Below are 22,020 nucleotides of genomic sequence, written 5' to 3'. Positions count from 1 at the left end.
CGGGTATTTTGACATAGTGTCTAGTGATAGGCGAGTCAACGTTCAGTAAGAATATATCCAATCGGCTCGGCAATATGCTTCTGCATGACTTTAAATGTGATTGGTTGTGGTTGAAATAATATCGTTCAGTTATGAGCCTTGTGTTTTATAGGCCATCCAGATCTAACAGAAACAATTATGATTATTCCACATAACAAATCTAGCTTGTGCGTCTGGCTTCTTATTACATTTCATAAACTTACAGGTCTGTTTACGTGACCATAATCTTATAAAAAACAATTACCGGGAGCCTGCAATCATAGTGTGACCAAGCAATAAGTAAATGGCTGAGCTTAGGGAGAAAATAACATTAGTCCACATTTTTAGCAGGGTTGCTTATGTTGTATTTTGAGTTTCTATTTTTATTAGTCGTCCTTTATATCGGATCTCGGTATGGCGGTATTGGCTTAGGTGTTGTTTCTGGTATTGGTTTGGTTATCGAGGTGTTTGTCTTCAAGATGCCACCAACGTCTCCACCTGTCACCGTGATGCTGATCATCCTCGCCGTTGTTACTTGTGCTTCGATTCTCGAAGCGGCAGGTGGTTTGAAATACATGCTGCAAGTGGCGGAAAGGGTGCTTAGAAAGAACCCGAAACGCGTTACCCTGATAGCTCCGTTCGTGACTTACTCGATGACTTTCTTATTGGGTACTGGCCACGCGGTTTACTCCATCATGCCGATCATTGGCGATGTTGCACTGAAGAACGGTATTCGTCCTGAGCGTCCAATGGCGGCAGCGTCAGTTGCGTCTCAACTAGCTATTACCGCATCTCCAATTTCAGCCGCTGTGGTGTACTACCTCGCGCAGCTTTCTGATATTCAACACTCTATTACACTGCTTTCCATTTTGATGGTGACGGTGCCTGCAACGCTGTTTGGTACGTTTTTGCTTTCTTTGTACAGCCTGAAACGCGGCAAAGAACTGAACGACGATCCTGAATACCAAGCTCGTCTAAAAGATCCTGAGTGGAAAAAGCGTATCGAAAGCACTACTGCGACGTCTTTGGATGAAGTGCTGCCAACCTCGGCTCGTAATGCGGTTTTGATTTTCCTATTGTCGATTGTGGTGATTGTTATCGTGGCGATGGTGCCTGAGATCAGAACCATCGTTGACGGCGACAAGCCAATCAAGATGTCGGTGATCATCCAAATGATGATGCTCTGCTTCGGCGGTATCATTTTGCTGGCGACTAAAACTGACCCGCGAGATGTGCCAAACGGTGTGGTATTCAAATCGGGTATGGTGGCGGCGATTGCGATCTTCGGTATCGCTTGGATGTCGGATACCTACTTCCAATACGCAATGCCTCAGTTCAAGTCTGGCATCGTGGAAATGGTGACCAACTACCCATGGACGTTCGCACTAGCGCTATTCATCGTATCGGTTGTGGTGAACTCTCAAGCAGCAACTGCACGTATGATGCTACCGGTTGGCCTTGGCTTAGGACTAGACCCAGCCTTGTTGATCGGCTTGATGCCAGCGGTTTACGGCTACTTCTTCATCCCGAACTACCCATCAGATATCGCAACAGTAAACTTCGATGTTTCTGGCACCACCAAGATTGGTAAGTGGTACTTCAACCACTCATTCATGTCGGTGGGTTTAATCGGTGTCGTGGGCGCATGTTGTTTAGGCTACGCTCTGGCACAGATTTTTATCGCTTAATTGTCGCTTAATCGACTAGCGAGATAAGAAACGAGAAACAGCGCCTATTGAGGCGCTGTTTTTGTTTCTGACGCTTGAAAAGGTATGTGAATTAAGTAAAAGGCAATTTAGATCAAAATATTAGCTAATATTATTAGTTGTAAGTGGGGTAGTGGTGATATAACGCTATTTTTGTGAGACGAAGAGGCACTAATGATTACTAACTTTGAGCAATTAGAGCAAGATATGGCATCCACTCCATCGTTTGATGGTCAGTTAGCTAAACTGGTCCACCTCAAGAACAGCAATGGAATGAGTGTATCCTTCATGGATATTGGAGCTACTTGGCTGAGTTGTTCTATGCCAGTGAATGAAGTAGCTCGAGAGGTGTTACTTCGCTCACCCAATATGGCTGAACATATGGAGCAGAGCTCTTATTTTGGTGCGATTGTTGGACGTTTCGCAAACCGTATCGCTAAAGGCCAATTCGAACTTGAAGGGAAGCGCTACCAACTCGGGGTTAATAATGGTGAAAACTCATTACATGGTGGAGTAGAGGGCTTTGATAAAAAGCGTTGGAGCATTGTTGAACAAAGTGCACAAAAGGTAGTGTTTACTCTTCATATCAAAGATGGTGATCAAGGGTATCCGGGTAATCTTGGTGTCAAAGTTACCTATTCTCTAACGGATGACAACCAAGTATCTATTTCTTATGAAGCCAATACTGATAAGACTTGCCCCGTTAACTTAACCAATCATGCTTACTTTAATTTGGCTGGTGAGGCTTCTGGTTCGAAAAGCTTGGATCATGTATTGCAGTTGAGTTCAGGCCATTATTTACCAACAGATCAAGGCTTAATACCAACGGGAGAAATAAAGGCGGTTGAGGATACGAGTTTTGATTTTTCAAACGCAAAGCTCATTGGGCGGGATTTTCTGACTGAGTCGGACCAGAAAATGGCTGGTGGTTATGATCATGCTTTTGTGCTTCAGCCTGAAGTGACCGATGGAGAGTCGGTTGCAGCGGTTCTGGTTGCACCTGCAAAAGAAGTCGTGATGAAGGTAAAAACGACGAAGCCTGCTATTCAGTTTTATTCGGGTAACTTTCTAGCAGGGACGCCTGGTAAGAGTAAAAATTATGAGTTGTACGATGGTCTTTGCTTAGAAACCCAATATTTTCCAGATGGTCCTAATAAGCCAGAATGGGGACCTAACCGCGGGCTCCTGAAGTCTGGAGAGCTTTATCAACATCAGACGGTTTATCAGTTTAAGTTTTAGGCCCTAACTATTGGTGGGCTATGTGCCCACCTTATCCGATGGTGTTGAGGATGTACGAATAATCAATTCTCCTTCCACTTTTCGTCTACTGGATAACAAAGGCTGAGCCTCAATTTGCGCCATTAAGGACTCAATCGCTAGCTTGCCCATATCTGAGTAAGGTAATTCAACGGATGTTAACGCAGGAAAACTTTCCGATGCGATTTGTTGGTTATCGTAGCCAACGATCGCGACATCTTGAGGGATCTTAAGCCCTAGTTCAGCCAGTGCTTGATAGCACCCCATCGCCATGTAATCACTGCCACAAAAGATAGCTTCTGGTGGTTGAGCTAACTTAAACAAAGCTAATGTCTGCTGATGTGCTTCTTTTAATGACCAGTTGGCCTCTGCTAAGTAATTGCTGTTCGGGACAATATCGGCATCAATTAGTGCCTGACGGTAGCCTTCACTGCGTTGTTGGCTCGCAAGCATCCAGTTTTCGCCTGTGAGCATAGCAATACGACAATAGCCTTGTTGGATAAGGTGAGAGACCGCTTTGTAAGCACCGATCATATCGGCAGGTAAAATGCTTGGTGCATCGCTATTGCTTTCGTTTGTGCAGTTTAGGAGCACGGTTGGCAGAGGCGTATTGACCCGTTGTTGTTCAAGTTCACGAGTCATGCTCGATGCGTACACCAAGCCTGCATAATCTCCGCTGTTGATTTCCACTTCAATTTTGCTCGCTAGCACTTCATCGTGGCTGTAATTGAAGATCACTAAAATAAAGTCGTTCGCCCAAGCCTCTTCACGCGCTGAGTTTATAGCATCAATAAAAGGGTCATAACTCGATAACCCGTTGACAACCAGTGCTATTTTATTAGGTCGACCCAGCGCATGAGCGACTTTCTTATTTTTGTAGCCAAGTGATTCGGCGGTATCGAGCACTTTACTTTTTGTGGTGTCTGCAATTTTTACAGACGTTGAACCATTAAGTACCAGTGATACCGTTGATTGAGACACACCTGCCGCTGCAGCAATGTCACTCATAGTGATTTTTTTAGCCATCGTAAATTTCAACTCAACTTAGTTAGCTAAAGATATTAGCTAATTATCAGCTTTCGATCACCTGTTAAAGATGGGGATCACAAAAAGTTGTCCGAGCAGTCTGATAGTTGTGATTGCTCACTCGTTTTTAATCTTAGATAGTAGCGATAAAAATGCAGCTCATTATATTAGCTAATATTATTAGTTAATAATTTAGTTTCAAGGTGAGTAAGATGAAAAGATGGTCTGAAGACAAAGCGTGGCAATGGCAACAACAACATGGATGGTTACGTGGATTTAATTACTTACCAAGGACGGCTGTAAACTGGAACGAAATGTGGCAAGCAGACTCATTTTCACCAGAAATAATGGAACAAGAGTTGGCTTGGGCGAGAGAGGTTGGCTACAACACGCTGCGTACCAATTTGCCTTTCATTGTGTGGCAAGTCGACCGCCAAGGACTGCATGAGCGCATTGATCATTTCTTAGATATTTGTGAACGAAACCAGATTAAGGTAATGATGACCCCAATGGATGATTGTGGATTCTCCGGTGACCATCCGTATCTAGGTCAACAAAAAGCCCCCGTCCCTGACCTGCATAATAGCCAAGCTGCGGCCAGCCCAGGTCGTAATGTTGTTATGGATAAGTCACAGTGGGGTGACGTTGAAACTTACATCCGTGACATTATCTCGACTTATAAAAACGACCCGCGTATTGCGATTTGGGATCTGTACAACGAGCCTACCAACCGTATGATTTTTACCACCAATGGTGAGCTAGCTTACGATGAAGAAATGGAGACGTTTAGCCACGAGTTGATGGAAAAAGCGTTTGAGTGGGCGCGCGATGTGAACCCGACTCAGCCCCTAACGGTGGGTGCATGGCATTGCCCTAGTATTCTCGACCGTAGTTTGCCTATTTTTGAGCATCCAACCGATCGCCGAGCGATGGAGCTATCGGACATTATCACTTTCCATGCTTATCTTCCGTTGGATTTGTTCCATGAAGCGCTGAAAGTTGTGCAAGCGCACAATCGCCCGATGATGTGTACCGAGTGGTTAGCACGTCATGCACAATCTTCCTTACATGAACAGCTGCCAATTTTTAAAGATAAGAATATTGGCTGCTATCAATGGGGATTAGTGAAAGGTAAAACACAAACGCACCTTCCTTGGCCTGAAATTAAACGCAATGACGTTAACTATGCCAGTCAGTGGTTCCACGATCTGCTTGATGACCAAGGACAGCCATATGATGCAAGCGAAGTACAGTTGATTCAAACACTCGCAGAGGTGGAATAACTGTCATTTAGCCGGCCTAGAGAAAAAGGTCGGCTTCTAAACTAGAATTAAATCAATCGAGACGTGAACAATGACTACTATAAAAAATAGATTGAACAATAGAGAGCTGATTTCTTATTTCGGTTATGGCGTGGGCCAATGCTTTAGTTTTGGCTTGGTTGGCTCGTTCATCTTGTACTTCTACACCGATATTCTCGGTATTTCGCCGATTGCTGCGAGTACCATATTTCTTATTGCACGAGTGTGGGATGCTGTTAATGATCCGTTGATTGCTGGCTATATGGATACGTTAGAATCTCGCTTCGGTAAGTTCCGTCCCTACATGTTGTTTACTCCGTTTTTGATTGTATTGGTGACCATCGCTACCTTCTATAATATCGATGCGGACATGTCGACTAAAGTGATGTATGCGGGTATCACTTATATTCTGTGGGGTACCCTTTACACCATCTCTGACGTGCCATTTTGGTCAATGTCGTCGGTGATGACTGATGAGCCTCAAGAGCGTGCCAAAGCAGCAACGTGTGCCATGTTAGGTGTTAATGCTGGTATTGGCGCAACGCTAGTTATTTTTCCTAAATTAAGCGCATTTTTTGCTGATGGTCGTGCTGATCAAGGTTACTTACCTGCTGTTATCGTATTGATGGTGGCAGGTCTGCTGTTTATGCTGAACGGTTTCTACAATACCAAAGAGCGTATTTCGACGGCGAGCTGTGAAAAAGTAACACTGAAAGATACTTTTCAAGCGGTACGTAAAAACAAGCCATTATTCTTCATCTTGGCTGCATTCTTTATGAATGTGTTCTTCAATCTAGTTAATGGTTTATACATTTTCTTTTTCACCTACAACATGGGCGATGCAGGTTTAGTTTCATTGATTGGTACTATCACTTTAGTCAGTGCTATCGCGTGTTTAGCGACGCCAATCCTAACTAAACGTTTCAAGAAGAGAGATATCTTTATTGCGCTATGTGTGTTGGAAATTATCGCACGTGTTGGTTTTTATCTAACAGGTTATGACAACACAACGGTGGTGATGATGTGGCTGGCAGTAGTAACGGGGCTCTTTATGATGACTAACCCGCTTATTTCAGCGATGATTGCAGATACCGTTGAATACTCTTACTACCATAGTGGTAAGCGTACAGCAGCGATAACTTTCTCTGGCCAAACATTTACAGGTAAATTATCCGTTGCGGTAGCAGGTGGTGTAACAGGTCTGATCCTGACAACTATTGGTTATGTTCCAAATGCGGACCAAACAGAAACAGCATTGAATGGCATGTTCTTTTGTATTGCTTTACTGCCGGCTTTAGGGGCTTTGGTACGTATATTTATTATGTCTCGTTATACCTTTACTGAAGACCAGCATGCAATTTTACGCGAAAAACTTGAGCGTGGTGAGTTTGCTGAAGGGGTTGTTGATAAGTCAGGAATTACGCACAAAGCGACGTCTTAGTTGTTGAGGTTATTACCACTCATTGCATCCTAGAAAACAGCGCCTAAATTGGCGCTGTTTTTGTTTTAACAGGTTTCGTTTATTAGCTTTTAAATGAACTATTAACGTGGCTCAAAAGCCAAAGACTGAATCGCTTCTTCAATCGTCAGGAAGTGGATCTTCATCAGGCACACTTCGGCTTTCTGGAACTCATGATTTCGTATCAGCTTAGTCACGCTTTCTACTGAATACTGCTCAGTTCGTTTCGCTAGCGACAGTTGATTTGAGTTCGATTGAAGTGCGTAACTGTCACCTTCAGAATCGATGAGGTAATCATCTTCACCCAAGATCATGTCTGAGCATTCTGCCTGAAAATCGTTCTCGGATGCGACGTAAATAAGCTCATCGTCACCGTCGAGTTTTACCAAAGATGGCCAACTGATCATTACTGCTCTTTCTATGTGCTGCTTACTGCTTTTAATAGTGGTGACGACAAGCAATTATGTAAAAGTTATCGTCATCTGCTTTATACACTAATCGATTCTTGTCATCGATTCGTCTTGACCAAAAGCCAGACAGGTTGCCGACTAGTGGCTCCGGCTTTCCAATCCCTTCAAAGGGCGTTCTTTTGGCAGCTTCAATCAACTTGTTTAGTTTCTTGAGCATTTTCTTGTCTTGGGTTTGCCAGTATAGGTAATCTTCCCAAGCATTATCTGTAAATACAATCTTTCGATCATTCGTCATTATTCAATTCTCGAACGGTTGTATTTCCGGTTTCGAGTTGAGCAATAGATTCAGCCAATCTTTCAGCGTTTTTAGGCGAGCTCATTAGGTACAAGGTTTCTTGCATTGAATTAAAATGATCAAGAGACATTACCACTGCATCTTCTGAATCTCGCCTGGTTATTACCGTAACATCAGAATCGTCTACCACTCTATCGAGCACAGACTTTAGGCTATTTCTGGCCTCAGTAAAAGAAACAATATTCATCACTTATTTACCCTGTTGCTTTTGGATATGTTTAATCTTTCTATATACACAGAATAGTTAATCATTCATGAATTAACTATTATACATGTTCCGCTTGTTGTACATGTTATATCAGAGGTTACACATGATCAACTTATGGTACATGTCATTCATTGTAAATATGCAGAGAGTTACTGACTCAAAATGCTATTTACTCAAAGATCGCCCTAATGGTGCGAAGTAACCTTGCAGGGCTTGGTATATCTGTTCTCGGTGCGCTATATCTGGATACACGGGGTACATGTCAGGCTTGGTTGTGCCATTGACCAGATACGCGTTCTTGATATCGGAACACGATTCAATCACGGACTCAAAGGCACGTGCCATCATCTCTGTGGGTAGTGAGAAGTAACGGGCAGACATCGCCTTGTCGGCAATAACGCTGCGAGCCACGTAATCGTGTTTGTCCAAGTTATTGTCGCTAAGCAAGGTGGCGTCAAACAAAGACATCAAACTCTCGTTTAATGGATGAGGTCGCACCGTTCTATCGTGCAACCAACAGTCGCTGGCGAACAGGATCTGCTTGCGAGGGCCAGAGGTATCGCCGATTTCAAACGCTTTCTCAGCGATATAGTGGTCAAATGCATGCCAAAACTCGTGAGCGAGCGCGCCAGCTCCGGCATTCTTCGCGAGGGCTAATTCTCGTTGGTTCGGGGCATAGTGTGCTTGTACGCCTTTTCTGCCGCCACTGCCGAACGCTAAGCCTAATGTGCCGCGAAGGCCAATCGCTTCTGGTGGCAAAGCCAAGATGTAAGCCAAGTCGGCTAGCGAATCGAATATCAGATTTGCGGCCAACTCTTTTTCTTCTTTCGTCACCCAAGCACCCACACGAATGCTGCCCATACCGAAGGTTTGTTTGATGTCCATGAATGACACCTGATCGCCATGTCGGTAGTCTGGGCCTTCGCGCGTTTTGTATTTAAAGTGAGTTAACTTCAAAAGGGTCCTTGGAAACAGACGTAAGAATGAATAGTGTGCTCAGTGAGATGCGCCTGTGTGAGATGCATCTCTTGGAATTAAAGGACGTTAGCACTTTTGATAGCAAATTGCCGAACAAAATTAGTTTAGATTGAGTTCGAAAGCTTCCCATGAAGTTGGGTTACCTTCACGAGTGAGTGGAAAGAGTGGCTGTTGTGGTTTTGCATAGCTTAATCGGTGCAGTCTTTGAGTTACGTGGTAGCTATCAAGCCCTGATACCGTGACCAAATCCAACGCTTCTAAATCAAGGTAGCCATCCGGCATCACGGCGCGTTTGGGTGCGTGAATCGTTATAACTTCACCGATCAACATTTGCGTTTGATTGCTTTCGATTGTTATCTGTTCTTTGAACGCTAACCCTATCTTTAAACTGCTCTCCAAGACGAAGGGAGCGGGGAATGTGTCGTCATAATAGGCCGTTAAGCCGACCGCGTTGAATTCTGAGACTGGTTTAGGGTAGCGAGCCGAGGTTTGATGGGCCTTTTTAACAAAGTCAGCACCAATGCTGTTAACGGTGAAGTACTTAGTTTCTAGGATGTTTTCTAGCGTATGACGGCGGCTTTTATCTGGGCGAACAATAAAACCAAGCAGCGCCGGATCAGACCCTAGGTGAATGACAGAGCTCACTATCGCAAGGTTTTCAAGCCCCTGTTTATCACAAGTACCAATTAGGTTGGCGCTTTTAAATCCAGATAGGGAGTTAACCAAACGAATGCGGTGGCGCGGGTCCATTGTTTGGATATCTTGTTTAGAAAGGGTCATGTCCTTCATATCTTCTCTTCTTCTCATTTATTGTTATCTTCGAGCATGCTCACTAACGGACTTATATGTACGAAGAATCCGCTTTTATCGATCAAAGAGCGCTTATTGGCCGTGGGCAGTTTGTCTCTTTTATCTCTGCTACAGCACAATGAACGAGATCCTTTGCATAGATTTACGTACGTTGACGTCCCTTTACATCACAGGAGCTAAAGTAATGATGTCGTCTTTATGAGTGTTAACAAATGAAAACAGTCCGCAATATCATTTGGGCAATGATTGCCACAATGTCAGCCTTTTGGTTTGCGATGGAACCGCAATTATTCGCTTCAAGCGATGTCTTTGAATGGCGCTCAGCCATGATTCAGTACTCAGGTATTTTGTCTCTGGTGTTAATGTCCATCACAATGATCTTGGCGATGCGTTTGCCTATGGTTGAGAATTGGCTGAAAGGTATGGATAAAGCATATCGAGTCCATAAATGGCTCGGTATCGGTGGTGTTGCACTGGGTGTGACACACTGGTTGTGGTACCAAATACCTAAGTCATTGGTGGTGTCTGGTGTGTTAGATAAGCCTGTTCGACACGATGGTTCAGGGCCGCAAGCTGTTTTGACTGGATGGGAGTTATGGGTCAATGAATTACGCGGTATTGCTCAGAGTATTGGCGAGTGGGGCTTCTACTTGTTGCTCATTTTACTGGTGGCGTCACTATGGGCGGCAGTGAAGTACAAACCGTTTAAATTGTCGCACCGTCTGATGTCGGTTGCGTACCTGTTTATCGCTTTCCACTCAGTAATCCTGCTTAAACGAGCGTATTGGGGAGAACCTATTTATTATCTAACTGTGGCATTTGCTTTGGCTGGGTCTATCGCAGCGATTTACAGTTTGTTGGGCTTGGTTGGGCGTCGTAATCGTCACTCAGCGACGATTATCTCGACTCGCTATTTTCCACAAGCTGAAGTGATGGAGCTGGTGTTAAAACCGGAGGCATCTTGGCAAGGTCACAAAGCTGGGCAGTTTGCGTACTTGCGTTTCGGTAATGAAGACCCGCATCCGTTTACCATTGTTTCTGGCAGTGATGATCCAGAGCTGCGCTTTTTGATCAAAGAGCTGGGTGATTTTACTAATGGCCTATATGAACGAGTGAAAGCGGGCGATGCGGTTACGGTTGAAGGACCCTATGGTCGACTTTATTTTGACCTAAGCAAGCCACAAATTTGGATTGCTGGTGGTGTCGGGATAGCGTCGTTTTTTGCAACACTTGAAGCGCTCAAAACAGAACGAGATCATCCTCGTATTCAACTGTTTTATTGTACTCGCGGTGTTGATAAGCAATTAATCGATGAGTTGTGGCACCTAGCACTCGCGGTTGGTGTGAAGTTGACCGTGATAGATACCTTGCACTCACCGCGGCTAAACGCCGGAAGAATTGTCAATCAATGTGGCGACCTCAACGAGTACGAGATGTATTTCTGCGGGCCGGAGTTGTTCTCTACATCACTGAAAAAAGAATTAGACACCTATCAATTTGATATTGAAAAGCACTACCACGAAGAGCTGTTTGTGATGCGTTAAAGCCAACTATTGGAGCTGTGATTGTTAAATTAGTCAATCGGCACAGTGTAAAAAGGCGTAAAGTCACTCAATTTGTTATTGCAGCGGTTTGCTATTGAGCGATACCATATAGGGCTGTTTCTTTGGTAAAGATGTAATTATGTCAGATGAAAAACTCGCACTCGAATGGATGCGCCAACAAGCTCATAAAGTTGACCCATACGTTATCGATCCATCGTTTGATGAATGCGTTGAGTTGCTTGATCCTGCCTTCAAGAAAGGCAAGAGTGTTGCTCAACTCAAGTATCTGTTATCAGAAGCAGATCGCCGAGCGGGCGCGGCAGAACGTAAGCATGCGGCTTTAAAATACGCCAAAGAGAAAAGCCCAAATGCTGGTCAAATCTTGCGACTGCAAAGCAAGCTTCAACAAGTTCAGTTGGCTCTCAAGCTTGCCACTGGCGATAACAATATGACCATATCTCAGTTCTGTTCAGAGTATGACGTGACTAAGCGTGACGGCAATACGGCATGGAATGAAAAGTTGGTGGAGCAGGGGAAGAGAAAGTAGCGATCTCTATTTCTATTTTTTGATTTAGTCGTTTTTCTATTGAACTTTAAATCATGCTCGCAGAGCCGTTAACTCGATATCTTGAACCCCAATCATTGATATGCATTGCCGTGGTTTGAGCGCGGCGTATTGTCTCAACGATGCCCTCATTATTTTGGTGACGCACTCATGAACCTCTCCCAGATTGACCTGGATCTTCTTTTCGTTCTTAAGCATTTACTCGAAGAAAAACACGTCTCTAATACCGCAATGTCTCTGAACATGAGCCAGTCTTCGGTAAGTCGTACGCTACAAAAAATGCGTACCTTCTTTGATGATGAGCTGCTGGTACGTAAGAAGTATGGCTATGAGCTGACCCCAAAAGCAGAGTCGATTAAAAACGATATCAACACCGTTATTACTAACCTGGAAAAGTTGGTTCATAAGCAGTCGTTTGACCCAAGCAAGGTTGATAGTACTGTGAAATTTTATGGCTTACTGCCTCAAATTAATACCTTAATGCCCAAGGTGATCGCTAAGATCCGCAAAGAAGCGCCGAACATGATCGTGAGTTTAGATTCTGCGCCCAAGCGTCATTTCGAAGCCTTGGTCGCAGGTGATGTGCACTTTGCCTTATCTTCGCATCAGCCGCCTTCTGCTGAGCAAAATATCTATCGTATGACAGTGGTGAAACAACACTGCAAGAGAACTCAGACTCGGGCAATTCATATCAAAGCCAAGTGCATCTAGCGGGCCCTCTTATTGATGGCTTGTTGAGTGCTTCTTTCTCTGGTTTATATCAAGAGCGTAAGGAAGATGAGATTCTTTACGGATACGGAGGCAAAACATTAGAGAGTTACCGTGGCGCACTACACTTGACGCCTACGGATGACGATACTTTCTCGTTTGATTACACCTATCACGATCAAGAACGAGTGACGACGGATGGAAAATCGAAAACCACAGATTCTGAGCGTGTGAACAATCGTCAATCATTGGGCCTATCTCACTCAGGCAACTACGACTGGGGCTCGGGCACTTCATACATCAACAATGAAACGGTTGAGAATGAAGGCGGAGAAATGGAAGTGGAAAACCTGACTCTGAACTCACAATGGTCTATGCCTGTGCTTGAGGCGCACTACCTAACTATCGGCTTCAACTATACACGTCAGGAGCTGACAGATTCTGCAGAAGATCATGTCTTCAAAAATAACCAATGGTCACTGTTTGCGGAAGATGAATGGTACATCACCGATTCTTTTGCTCTAACAACTGGCCTCAGATTTGATCAAAATGACGTGTTCGAGTCTCATCTGAGCCCTCGCGTTTATGGTGTGTGGAGTGTCGACTCATATTGGACAGTGAAAGGCGGTGTTTCAACGGGATATCGAGCACCAGGCTTAACTGAGATGGAAGCGGGTTGGGCGCAAGACAGTTGTGGTGGCGACTGCTCGGTTTACGGTAATCCTGATCTAAAAGCCGAGACGTCAGTGAACAGTGAAATGGGCGTGTACTTTGTTGGCGATGCCGATTTAAGCTCGAACATCACCGTATTCTACAGTGACTTTAAAGACAAGATCGACAAGAAAGAGCTGAGCACTAACTGTGGCCGACGTGGTTGTGATTCTACCTACGTGAACATTGAAGACGCGATTACTTACGGTGCTGAATACACGATAAACAAAGGCATTACTGAGGCGATTTCTGTCGGTTCGACGTATACCTATACATATACTGAGAAGCAGTCTGGTGAAGATGAGGGTAAGCCACTAACACAAGTTCCTGAGCATTTAGTTACCGTAAATGCAGATTGGCAAGTACGTGATGATGTCCAATCTTGGATGCGAGTGACATACCGTGGCAAAGAGTCAGAACCGACAACGAGTAGTTCAAGAACACAATACGAAGCGCCATCAATTACTTATGTTGACTTAGGTGCCAACTGGTATGTGCAAAAGAACCTTAAGGTGATGGCTGGTATCTACAACCTATTTGATGAACAAACCGATTACGAAGAGTTTGGCTACGTTGAAGATGGTCGTCGTTACTGGTTAGCAGCAGAAGCGTCATTCTAGATAAGAGGTTCATAATGAAAAAGATAACAAAATTACTGATGCTTTCATTTGTTGGATTATCGGCTGCTAATGCTAATGCTAATGCTAATGCTAATGCGATATACACAGTAGAAAAGGACATCTTGTTTAAGACGGTAGAAGCACGAGAGATCAAGCTTGATCTCTACCTTCCCAAAACAGAAGCAAAGGTTGATGGAAAATATCCGTTGCTCGTTTGGGTACATGGCGGTGCGTGGAAGCGTGGCACTAAAGACGATATTCCGACTAAAAACCCGTTGTTGCTTAATTCTGTTTTGGATGAAGGTTATGCGTTGGCTGCGGTCGATTATCGTTTAAGTGGCGAAGCAACTTTCCCAAAACCAGTCGCGGATATTAATGATGCTATTAACTATCTTCATGACCATGCTAACAAGTACAATCTTGCCGCCGATAACGTGGTTATGATGGGGCGTTCAGCTGGTGGTCATTTAGCGGGATTGGTCGGCGCAAGTAATACGCACGGTGACATTAGCTTTTACTCAGAACCTAAGTATCGAGTGGCTGGAGTTGTAAGCTTTTTTGGCCCGACGGACCTGCTGGAACTAGGTAATAAAGGGAACAGACCAACCAGTAAAAAGTCGTCGGTGTCACGCTTTTTAGGTGATATCCCGAGTGAAGTACCAGAGCTAGCGGCACAAGCTTCAACGACCAGTTATATAAACAGTGATGCTCCGCCTTACATTCAGTTCCATGGAACACTGGATAAGCGAGTGCCTTTAGCGCAAAGCCAGATCCTCAAACATGCTTTGGACAAGTACGGCATTGAGAATCAGCTGTTTATCGAGGAGGGTGTTGGTCATAGTGCTCCAATTTTTGATACCGATAAGTATGTACCGCATGTGATTGCGTTTTTAAAGCGACATTATCCAATTAAATAATCTCTACTTTTGTGACGTTACAACGCGCTAGAAAGCATTCATTGAGCCATTTAAAGCCAAGTTGATCACTAAGGTTCAACTTGGCTTTTTTATTGGAAGCTTTCATAAGTATCTGGATTCATTTCTAACTTCCCTTTTATGATTCGATCGTCATTTATTAGATCGAACAAAACCGTGTTCACCTTCGATAATCGAGTTATTCATCAGTTAAAGGTGGTGGTTATTGTGTGTTTCATCACGCTTTGTTCGTAACTGACTCTAGCTTATCGACGACCTTGATAAAGGCTTCAATGTGCGCGATACACTATTTTTCGCCCATTAATCAATTTCACTTGTGACAAAGTTATCAGAATTATGCATTTTCGGTAACGTTCCCGAAATTATCGATCTATCATCCACTCAGATACAAAAGTGAAGTAATCAACACGACTGATTTCTATTTCTTCTTCGATATAGAGCTTATACATCAAAAGTATAAGCCGAAATGTGCTTACGAATTATTTTGGGAACGTTTGCAGATAATCCAAAACAATTAACGTGAGAACATCAGAATGAAACGACACATTTTAGCGGTTGCTGTAACAATGGGGCTAATGACTACATCGGTATTAGCAAGTGAAGACGTTGCAGCATTAGAGCAACGTATTAATGAATTAGAACAAAGGGTTGCACAAACAGAGCAGGTCTCTACCGAGGCCAATGAAAAGGCTTCTTCGTTTGAGTTTCACGGCTATGCTCGCTCTGGGTTATTGATCAACGACGACCTAAACGGCGCGACAGGTACTGGTCCTTACATGACAGCGGCGGGTGCCATTGGAGCTCCAATTGGACGTCTTGGTGTTGAAGATGATCATTACGTTGAAGCGAACTTGATTCATAAGCGATTTGCAGACGATGGCTCTAGTGCTTTGTTTCGCATCATGTTGGCCGACAGTACTGAGACAAATAACGAGTGGACTGCCAGCGAAAGCCAGTTGAATGTGCGACAAGTGTATTCAGAACTGAACCGTCTGAGCATGTTCTCTGAATCTGAAGCGTTTTCTGAAGCAACGTTTTGGGCGGGTAAACGATTCGATCGCGACAACTTTGATATTCACTTTTTCGATTCGGATATTGTCTTCTTATCAGGTACTGGTGCGGGCGTTTATGACGTTCAGATGAGCGACAACTGGAAAGCGAATTTCTCTATTTATGGCCGAGATTTTGGTGAGATTGATAGCTCGTCAACAGATGTAGAAAACTACATTGCAACCATGAATAACCGTATTGGCCAATGGCAAGTGATGTTGAGCGGTATGACCTCAGCAGACAACGATAGCCGCCTAAATGGCGCAGCTGAAAGCGGTGTACACGCAATGTTTGCGTACCATGGAGACAACTTCTTTGGTCTGAGCGAAGGCTTCTTTAAAACGGGTATGTTAGTGGGTAGTGGCCTAGGTGCAGAGCTAAAAGGCATCGGTTCCAATGGTGACCTGCTGGATGACGCAAAAGCCGTTCGCCTGTTTAGCTACGGCGTCACTCGTATTGGCGACAACTGGCGTTTAGCGCCTGCATTGATGGCAGAGCATAGCCAAGACCGTCTGAAGAAGAATGACGAGTTCACATGGGCTTCTTTAAACGTTCGATTAGCTCAAGAGTTCTCAGAAAACTTTGAGATGGTTTACGAAGGTTCATTGCAGTACATGGATTTAGACAACTCGACAGAGCAAGCGAGCGGAGGTTTCTACAAAGCGACAGTTGCACCAACACTGAAGCTTTCAACCAGCACTGGTTTTTTTGACCGACCAGAACTACGTTTCGCTGTAAGCTATGTAGATTGGAGTGAAGACCTGAATGGTTACTCGATCAGCACTGAGGCAGATGCAGCAACGATGGGAGAGGGCGGCGAGGTTCTGTTTGCACTGCAGATGGAAACTTGGTTCTAATTGCTTGATATATCGTTGAGATAGAGATCGTCAATCATGATGTGATATTTGCATCATTAAATGCCAACCTTATCATTTTAACTTGTAGGTTGGCATTTTGGCATCTGTGTTTAGATGTTTGACTAGTTAATACTCTGGCTCTTTTTGCTAGCTGTTGAACTGATTAACTAGCAAGATTCTCGGTCAATGGTGGTGAAGGTCAGCACCATTTTACTCATTTCAAAGCCTTTTTTCTCAATACGGTCGAGCAACAGTTTGGCTCCATTTTCTCCCGCTTTATCAAACGCATAGTTAAACGTAGACAGCGTTGGTGTGCATACGGAAGCGAGTTCATCGTCACCCACACCGAGCACCAATACATCTTTCCCTGGAATGAACCCTGCTTCCTGAATCGCTCTGATCGCACCGATTGCGATACGGTCAGTGGCACAGAACAGGCCGTCGAGCTTCTTGTGCTCTTTGAGAGACTGCTTAGCCAGCTGGTAGCCGGAATCTATGGTGAAGTCGCCTCGCGCGTGAAATTGCAGTGTGAGGTCGTTGAATTGGAGCGATTGAGTAAATCCTTCCGATCTCATCTTGTCGACCGCGATGTCATCGCCTTGAACGCCAATGAACCCCATATTCTTACAACCTTTCGCGATTAGGCGATTACCCGCTTCGAACCCTACACGTGCATCATCGTGCACAATGCTTGGGATGTTAAACATAGATCCGTCTTGACCAACCAATACCACCGGCACAGCAGAGCTTTGAATGGCTTTAACTAATTGCTTGTCTAGATGAGTCGCGTATAGGATGATGCCTTCTACTCGCTTTTGGTTAAATATCTGAATATATTCAAGTTCTTTGTGGTGTGTTTGGTGTGTGCTCGCTAATAAAACATGCTTGCCCGCTTGCTCTAAGACTGCGGTTAAACCGTCGACACCTTGAGAGGTAGCGTGGGAAGAAACCCTAGGGACAATCACACCAACGAGATTGGTTTTCTGAGATTTCAAGTCTTTAGCGACTTGGTTTGGGAGATAGCCACACTCTTCGACCGCTTTACGCACCTTCACTTTGGTCGCGTCTTTTACACCATATTCATCGTTGATTACTCTAGAAACCGTCGACTTGGAAACTCCAGCGAGACGAGCAACATCATGAAGACTAGCCATTATTCATTATCCATTTGTAATTTTAGTTTTGGGATTGTTTGCAAACCTGGAATAACATTTCCTGTTTGTAAGGCGATTTTAACCTTGTCACTTCATCCTAGGGAGATAATTTAAAGATCATTCTCACATTATGGAGCCATTATCTTTGATCATTTGTTATTTATAGGCAAAAATTTGTTTTGCAAACGTTCCCGAAAATTCAAAAGCTCAAATGATAATCCAATGGGGTATGTAATGAATTATCCAAAAATAGCAAAAGAGCTGCTTTCTCTATTAGGTGGTAAAAGTAATATCACCGCACTTGCACACTGTGCGACTCGTCTGCGTCTTGCGGTTGCAGACCAAGATAAAATTGATGAACAGGCGATTGATAACCTAGAAGGGGTTAAGGGCCAGTTTAAAGTGGCAGGTCAATATCAGATCATCTTTGGCTCAGGTATCGTAAACCAAGTTTATGCTGAGTTGGCTAAGCTGACTGAAATGACGGAAATGTCGACCAACGATGTAGCGTCTGCAGGTGCTGACAACCAAAATATCCTGCAACGCGCAGTGAAAGGTCTGTCTGATATTTTTGTACCAATCATTCCGGCGATTGTTGCTGGTGGTCTTTTGATGGGTATCTACAACTTATTGACGGCTCAAGGCTTGTTCATTGATGGCAAATCTTTAATCGACGCTAATCCGGGTTTGACCGACTTAGCAAACATGATCAATACATTTGCTAATGCTCCTTTTGTCTACCTGCCTATTTTATTAGCATTTTCAGCGAGTAAGAAGTTTGGTGGTAACCCATACCTTGGCGCGGCTCTAGGTATGTTGATGGTTCACCCAGACTTGCTTAACGGCTGGGGCTTCGGTGGCGCATCGGTTTCGGGCAGTATTCCAGTTTGGAACATTTTAGGTTTCGAAATCGAGAAAGTGGGCTATCAAGGTTCAGTACTGCCCGTTCTTGTTTCTGCGTTTATTCTAGCGAAAGTTGAGCTTGGCCTACGTAAAGTTATTCCTTCGGTTCTGGATAACTTGCTAACGCCGCTACTGGCTATTTTCGTGACTGGCCTTCTGACATTTACGGTTGTGGGTCCATTTACACGTGATATCGGTTTCTTACTGGGTGACGGTCTTAACTGGCTATACAACAGCGCAGGCTTCATTGGTGGTGCGGTATTTGGTTTAATTTATGCGCCGTTCGTTATTACTGGTATGCACCATAGCTTTATTGCTATTGAAACTCAGCTGCTTGCGGATATCGCAACGACTGGCGGTACGTTCATCTTCCCTATCGCGGCGATGTCTAACGTGTCACAAGGTGCAGCGGCACTGGCGGTTGGTTTCATGAGTAAAGATAAGAAAATGAAAGGTATCGCGATTCCTTCTGGTGTGACCGGTTTGCTTGGTATTACTGAACCTGCAATGTTCGGTGTAAACTTGAAGCTTCGCTATCCATTCATTGCTGCGGTCTGTGCAGCTGCGGTTTCAAGCGCGTTTATCACTATGTTCAATGTGAAAGCACAAGCACTGGGTGCGGCGGGTATTCCGGGCATCATCTCAATATCACCAGAAAAAATTGGCTACTACGTGGTAGGTATGATTATCGCGTTCGTGACTGCCTTTGCTCTGACCGTTGTTTTAGGTCTGCGTGAGCGCAGCAAGCAAAACATTAAAGCAACAGCTTAACGTTTCTCCCTAGGAGTGAAGCCCCCCCTTTTCACTTCATTTCCTAAGCTTTGGGGTGCTAGCTAGGTGATTTGGCTTAGCTAGCCTTTTTGTATTTTTATATGACTGCGTGAAGTGTCACCTTGCTTTCGGTTGCTACTGCTTTCGATGGCCATCGCTTTCGGTTGTCATGATTTTCAGTTTTAAGGTAAGAAAGATGAATCAAGTTTGGGTAACTGGAGACGCTGTCGTCGACCTCATTCCGGAGACTGACTCGACATTATTGAAATGTCCGGGCGGTGCGCCTGCCAATGTCGCGGTAGCGATTTCTCGCCTTTTAGGCAAAAGCGCATTTTTCGGCCGAGTGGGTAACGACCCGTTTGGCACTTTTATGGAGGTGACTCTGCAAAAGGAAGGTGTGAATACCGAGCGTTTGGTGAAGGACCCTGAACAACGCACATCAACCGTGGTGGTAGATCTTGATGACCAAGGCGAGCGCAGTTTTACGTTTATGGTTAAGCCAAGTGCCGACCAGTTTATGTCTGTTGAAGACATTCCCGAATTTAAGAAAAACGAGTGGTTACACGTCTGCTCAATCTCTTTAGCTAATGAACCAAGCCGAAGCAGTACCTTTGAAGCTATCCGACGCATGAAAGCCGCGGGCGGTTACATCAGTTTCGATCCAAACCTTCGTGATGAAGTATGGCAAAACCCATCTGAAATTAAGTCTGTGGTCATGAAAGCGGTTGAATTGGCTGATGTGGTTAAATTCTCAGAAGAAGAGCTGGATTTCTTAACCGATTCAACTTCTATCGAACAAGGTTTAGCTAACATTGCAGATCTTAACAACACGCTTGTTTTGGTTACGCAGGGCGCGAAAGGCGTTTGGCGAGTATTTGAAAACCAAGGTGTGTTGATTTCAGGTCGCTCAGTGACGCCAGTGGATACCACGGGTGCAGGCGATGCTTTTGTTGGCGGTTTGCTTGCAAAGCTTTCTCAAGATGATGAGTGGAACAATCAACAAGTCGTCGATTCTGCAATTCAGTGGGCGAATGGGTGTGGTGCACTGGCGACCACGCAAAAAGGCGCAATGACCGCACTTCCAACGCAAGAAGCTCTTACTCAGTTTATTCAAAAAGACTCTTCAAATACGAATGCCGTAGAGGAGAGTGTATGAGTTTGAACTCGAACTGGACAGTAGAGCAAAGATATCGCCGTATAGAAGATATTTCTCTAGATAGTATTGATGCGATGGTAGAGCTTCGCAAACAAGACTCTGGCTATCCAAGCTACCATATTGCGCCTAAGTTTGGTCTGCTTAATGATCCGAATGGTCTGTGTTTCTTTAATGGTGAACACCACCTATTTTACCAATGGACGCCAGTTGGCCCCGTCCATGGTATGAAGTACTGGTACCACCTTTCTACCAAAGACTTCGTTCATTTCGAAGACCACGGCATTGGCTTGCACCCAGACCAAGATTACGACTCTCACGGTGTTTACTCTGGTGGTGCATTGGTTGAAAACGACAATGCATTGTTGTTTTTTACAGGTAACAAGCGCGACGGAAATTGGTTGCGAGTGCCAACTCAATGTTTTGCCAAGATGACTGCTGACGGCAAAATAGAAAAGCACGGCGTGGTTATCGAAAACGATCACTACACCGAACATTTCCGCGACCCAAAAGTGTGGAAACAGGGCGGCGATTATCTGATGGTTGTGGGTGCTCAAACGCCTCAAAATACTGGCTCTATGGCGCTATATTGCAGCCGAGACCTGATGAATTGGCAGCACAAAGGTCCAATTCAAACTCGTTACAACAACCTTGGCTATATGTGGGAATGCCCAGATTTCTTTGAAATAGAGAATCAGTCGGTGATGCTGTTTTCTCCACAAGGTGTGTCTAGCGAAAATCCATACGATTTCAAAAATATCTACTCGGTGGCTTATATCGTCGGTGACCGCCTAAATCTCGATTCGGTAGAACTGGAAAACCACCAAGATATTGCGCAGCCAGATTATGGCTTCGATTTCTATGCACCACAGACTTATTTAGATGATACAGGCCGCCGTATTCTGATTGCTTGGATTGGTCTGCCTGAGATTGATACACCATCTAATGAGTATCAGTGGGCGGGCATGTTGTCGTTACCACGCGAACTTCAAATCCAAGATGGCTATCTTGTTCAGTCTGCTTTACCTGAATTGAAAGCGCTACAGGGTGAAGCTGTGGTGGTTGAAAATGCTCTTGAATTGGATACAACCAGCTTCATGGTTGAGCTCGAAACGGATACTGACGAGTTTGAGTTTACACTTACTAACGTTGCGGGTGATAACATCGTATTCAGTGCTACAGAAAAGGAGTTCATGCTTGATCGCAGTAAGATGTCTCAGCTCTACGCGGAAGAGTTTGGCTCAGTGAGAAAAGCACCGAGGTTGAGCACCAAGCAAATCATCGAGGTTTATGTTGATAAGTCAGTGATCGAAATCTTTATCAATGGCGGTAAGCACACAATGACCAGCCGTTTCTTCATTGATGACTTGAGTTCATTGTCGATGACTGGTGACGTGAACACCGTTTATCACTCGATGAACCCAATTAAAGGGTTGGACAACTAACCTCCGCTTATCTCCATCAAGAAAGCCGCTGATCATCAACAGCGGCTTTTGTTTGGTCTGCGACATCACTATTGTG

19 protein-coding genes and 1 pseudogene are annotated in these 22,020 nt (G+C 44.5%); 13 read left to right on the top strand and 7 right to left on the bottom strand.

Going from position 1 to position 22,020, the window contains the following annotated elements; translation table 11 throughout:
* Positions 1-377: 377 nt before the first annotated feature.
* Entirely contained in the window at positions 378-1,706 is a 1,329-nt protein-coding gene (locus ACED41_RS10425) for an anaerobic C4-dicarboxylate transporter (RefSeq protein ID WP_010432780.1), read from the top strand.
* A 192-nt stretch (positions 1,707-1,898) separates the two neighbouring features.
* The gene (galM, locus tag ACED41_RS10420; protein WP_017069082.1) at positions 1,899-2,963 is read left to right on the top strand and encodes a galactose-1-epimerase; all 1,065 of its coding nucleotides are present in this window, start codon (positions 1,899-1,901) and stop codon (positions 2,961-2,963) included.
* Between the two features lie 18 nt (positions 2,964-2,981).
* Here the strand turns inward: galM and ACED41_RS10415 are convergent, their stop codons facing one another.
* Complete coding sequence (locus ACED41_RS10415) at positions 2,982-4,007, bottom strand: LacI family DNA-binding transcriptional regulator (protein ID WP_017064985.1); 1,026 nt, start codon at positions 4,005-4,007, stop codon at positions 2,982-2,984.
* 212 nt (positions 4,008-4,219) lie between these two features.
* Between ACED41_RS10415 and ACED41_RS10410 the strand changes: the two genes are divergently transcribed.
* Positions 4,220-5,290, top strand: a complete 1,071-nt coding sequence (locus ACED41_RS10410) for a cellulase family glycosylhydrolase (RefSeq protein ID WP_371724926.1) — start codon at positions 4,220-4,222, stop codon at positions 5,288-5,290.
* A 70-nt stretch (positions 5,291-5,360) separates the two neighbouring features.
* The gene (locus ACED41_RS10405) at positions 5,361-6,749 is read left to right on the top strand and encodes an MFS transporter (protein ID WP_371724925.1); all 1,389 of its coding nucleotides are present in this window, start codon (positions 5,361-5,363) and stop codon (positions 6,747-6,749) included.
* Positions 6,750-6,850: 101 nt separating this feature from the next.
* Here ACED41_RS10405 and ACED41_RS10400 read toward each other — a convergent pair whose 3' ends face one another.
* The 5 genes from ACED41_RS10400 to ACED41_RS10380 form a co-directional block, all read right to left on the bottom strand.
* The gene (locus tag ACED41_RS10400; protein ID WP_371724924.1) at positions 6,851-7,174 is read right to left on the bottom strand and encodes a DUF4144 domain-containing protein; all 324 of its coding nucleotides are present in this window, start codon (positions 7,172-7,174) and stop codon (positions 6,851-6,853) included.
* A 31-nt stretch (positions 7,175-7,205) separates the two neighbouring features.
* Positions 7,206-7,472 (bottom strand): Txe/YoeB family addiction module toxin, encoded by a 267-nt coding sequence (locus ACED41_RS10395; protein WP_102320856.1) that lies wholly within the window; start codon positions 7,470-7,472, stop codon positions 7,206-7,208.
* Positions 7,462-7,719 (bottom strand): type II toxin-antitoxin system Phd/YefM family antitoxin, encoded by a 258-nt coding sequence (locus tag ACED41_RS10390; protein ID WP_017069755.1) that lies wholly within the window; start codon positions 7,717-7,719, stop codon positions 7,462-7,464. The genes ACED41_RS10395 and ACED41_RS10390 overlap by 11 nt, the downstream gene beginning before the upstream one ends.
* Before the next feature lie 186 nt (positions 7,720-7,905).
* A complete protein-coding gene (locus ACED41_RS10385) occupies positions 7,906-8,697 on the bottom strand; it encodes a CLCA_X family protein (protein WP_371724923.1) in 792 nt (263 codons plus the stop codon).
* 120 nt (positions 8,698-8,817) lie between these two features.
* Positions 8,818-9,507 carry a flavin reductase family protein gene (locus ACED41_RS10380; protein WP_017061618.1) on the bottom strand — a complete coding sequence of 230 codons (690 nt, stop codon included), beginning with the start codon at positions 9,505-9,507 and terminating at the stop codon, positions 8,818-8,820.
* Between the two features lie 233 nt (positions 9,508-9,740).
* Between ACED41_RS10380 and ACED41_RS10375 the strand changes: the two genes are divergently transcribed.
* The 6 genes and pseudogenes from ACED41_RS10375 to ACED41_RS10350 all read left to right on the top strand — a co-directional run bounded on the left by ACED41_RS10375 (position 9,741) and on the right by ACED41_RS10350 (position 16,518).
* Positions 9,741-11,072 carry a ferric reductase-like transmembrane domain-containing protein gene (locus ACED41_RS10375; protein ID WP_371724922.1) on the top strand — a complete coding sequence of 444 codons (1,332 nt, stop codon included), beginning with the start codon at positions 9,741-9,743 and terminating at the stop codon, positions 11,070-11,072.
* Between the two features lie 139 nt (positions 11,073-11,211).
* Positions 11,212-11,619, top strand: coding sequence for a hypothetical protein (locus ACED41_RS10370; RefSeq protein WP_017061620.1), 408 nt, complete (start codon positions 11,212-11,214; stop codon positions 11,617-11,619).
* A 168-nt stretch (positions 11,620-11,787) separates the two neighbouring features.
* Positions 11,788-12,318, top strand: a pseudogene (locus ACED41_RS10365) (LysR family transcriptional regulator); the annotation flags it as partial.
* A gap of 20 nt (positions 12,319-12,338) precedes the next feature.
* Positions 12,339-13,676, top strand: coding sequence for a TonB-dependent receptor domain-containing protein (locus tag ACED41_RS10360; RefSeq protein WP_371724921.1), 1,338 nt, complete (start codon positions 12,339-12,341; stop codon positions 13,674-13,676).
* 14 nt (positions 13,677-13,690) lie between these two features.
* Positions 13,691-14,593 (top strand): alpha/beta hydrolase fold domain-containing protein, encoded by a 903-nt coding sequence (locus tag ACED41_RS10355; protein ID WP_371724920.1) that lies wholly within the window; start codon positions 13,691-13,693, stop codon positions 14,591-14,593.
* A 551-nt stretch (positions 14,594-15,144) separates the two neighbouring features.
* The gene (locus ACED41_RS10350; protein WP_371724919.1) at positions 15,145-16,518 is read left to right on the top strand and encodes a carbohydrate porin; all 1,374 of its coding nucleotides are present in this window, start codon (positions 15,145-15,147) and stop codon (positions 16,516-16,518) included.
* A gap of 167 nt (positions 16,519-16,685) precedes the next feature.
* Here ACED41_RS10350 and ACED41_RS10345 read toward each other — a convergent pair whose 3' ends face one another.
* Positions 16,686-17,672 (bottom strand): LacI family DNA-binding transcriptional regulator, encoded by a 987-nt coding sequence (locus ACED41_RS10345; protein ID WP_016766972.1) that lies wholly within the window; start codon positions 17,670-17,672, stop codon positions 16,686-16,688.
* A gap of 234 nt (positions 17,673-17,906) precedes the next feature.
* Between ACED41_RS10345 and ACED41_RS10340 the strand changes: the two genes are divergently transcribed.
* The 3 genes from ACED41_RS10340 to ACED41_RS10330 all read left to right on the top strand — a co-directional run bounded on the left by ACED41_RS10340 (position 17,907) and on the right by ACED41_RS10330 (position 21,944).
* A complete protein-coding gene (locus ACED41_RS10340) occupies positions 17,907-19,346 on the top strand; it encodes a sucrose-specific PTS transporter subunit IIBC (protein ID WP_010432806.1) in 1,440 nt (479 codons plus the stop codon).
* Between the two features lie 196 nt (positions 19,347-19,542).
* Entirely contained in the window at positions 19,543-20,502 is a 960-nt protein-coding gene (locus ACED41_RS10335; protein ID WP_371724918.1) for an aminoimidazole riboside kinase, read from the top strand.
* On the top strand, positions 20,499-21,944 hold the full coding sequence (locus ACED41_RS10330) for a sucrose-6-phosphate hydrolase (protein ID WP_371724917.1): 1,446 nt from the start codon (positions 20,499-20,501) through the stop codon (positions 21,942-21,944). Before ACED41_RS10335 ends, ACED41_RS10330 begins: the two co-directional genes overlap by 4 nt.
* Positions 21,945-22,020: the final 76 nt, after the last annotated feature.

The organism is Vibrio sp. 1F255, assembly GCF_041439145.1.
In the GTDB taxonomy this organism is placed as follows: Bacteria; Pseudomonadota; Gammaproteobacteria; order Enterobacterales; family Vibrionaceae; genus Vibrio; species Vibrio crassostreae_C.
This window is presented reverse-complemented; position numbering and strand designations above follow the sequence as displayed.